The following is a 1,394-nucleotide window of genomic DNA, read 5'->3' as shown; positions in this document are numbered from 1 at the left end:
CGGCCGTGCGGCCGCGGGCGGGGCGCGGCGGCTCGGGCACGCCGACCAGGCCGACGTCGGCTCCGCAGTCGGCGACCACCCGGCGGGCGAGGTCCCCCAGCACGGCGTCCCGGACGAGTGCGGCGGCACGCACGGCGAGGTCGTCGGCGGCCCCGCCCGGGAGGCCGGCCGCCGGGGCGGGGGTGTCCGCAGCCTTGGGGCCCGTCTTCACCGCGCGATTCTCACACGCGGTGCGGCCGGTGGCGAGGGTTGCGACGTGCCCGTTCGGTGGAGTCCCGGGTGGTGCCGGCGGGTGCGGCGTAGGGTACGGGCCGGGGTTACCGGCGAGTCACCGAAGAGGCGAGAGGGACGCGCATGACGACGGAACCGAAGGGCCGCGGAGCCACGGACGTGCTCACCGGCCTGCTGGACGACCTGCGGGCCGAGAGTGCGGTGCTGGACGGGCTGGTGGCCGGTCTGGAGCCGGACGGCTGGTCGGCGGACACCCCGGCCCAGGGGTGGACGATCGCGCACCAGATCGCCCACCTGGCCTGGACGGACGACTGGACCGAGCGCTCCGCGCGCGACCCGGAGGGCTTCGTCGCGGAGACCGGCCGGGTCTTCGGCGAACTGCTCTCGGCGGGCCTGGACCCGGTGGACGAGGGCGCCGCGCGGGGCGCCGCGGAGGACCCGGCGGCACTGCTGGCCCGCTGGCGGGCGGGGCGGGAGCGGCTGCTCGCCGCACTGGCCGCGGTGCCCGGCGACCTCAGACTGCCCTGGTTCGGGCCGCCGATGAAGGCCCCGTCGATGGCCACCGCGCGGCTGATGGAGACCTGGGCGCACGGGCAGGACGTCGCGGACGCCCTCGGCGTGGTCCGCGAACCGACCGCACGGCTGCGCCACATCGCGCACCTGGGGGTGCGGACCATGGGGTTCGCCTTCTCGCTGCACGGCCGGCCGGCCCCGGAGGCCCCGGTCCGGGTGGAACTGACGTCGCCGGACGGCGAGTTGTGGGCCTGGGGCCCGGCGGACGCGGCGGACCGGGTGACCGGCCCGGCCCTCGACTTCTGCCTCCTGGTGACCCAGCGCCGGCACCGCGACGACCTGGCCCTGACGGCGGCCGGCCCGACGGCGACGGCCTGGCTGCCGATCGCCCAGGTCTTCGCGGGCGCACCCGGGAAGGGGCGGGAGGCCGGGGCCGGGGGTCCTGACGGCGACTGACTGATCGTCAAAACATACTGCTGGATGGCCAAACCACCCCTTCCGGCGATAGGCGGACCCCGCCGGCGGATGATGCAATTCCCCCGTGGAGCCGGACGACGCCCCGCCTTCCGACACCGTCGCGTCCGCACCCCCACCCCGCCGACCCCGGCGCGGCGCAGGCACCCCCACGACTGCGCCGCGCCGGCCCTTGC

2 protein-coding genes are annotated in these 1,394 nt (G+C 77.3%); one reads left to right on the top strand and one right to left on the bottom strand.

Annotation, left to right across the window (positions count from 1 at the left end):
- On the bottom strand, positions 1–211 hold a 211-nt coding region (locus ABZ885_RS41205), incomplete at its 3' end, for a hypothetical protein (protein WP_360200347.1).
- A gap of 143 nt (positions 212–354) precedes the next feature.
- Between ABZ885_RS41205 and ABZ885_RS41200 the strand changes: the two genes are divergently transcribed.
- Positions 355–1,200, top strand: coding sequence for a TIGR03084 family metal-binding protein (locus tag ABZ885_RS41200; protein WP_360200345.1), 846 nt, complete (start codon positions 355–357; stop codon positions 1,198–1,200).
- Positions 1,201–1,394 lie beyond the last annotated feature (194 nt).

The organism is Kitasatospora sp. NPDC047058 (assembly GCF_040643935.1).
Classification (GTDB): Bacteria; Actinomycetota; Actinomycetes; order Streptomycetales; family Streptomycetaceae; genus Kitasatospora.
The sequence above is the reverse complement of the archived record's forward strand: the minus strand, read 5'-3'. Positions and strand labels throughout refer to the sequence as shown.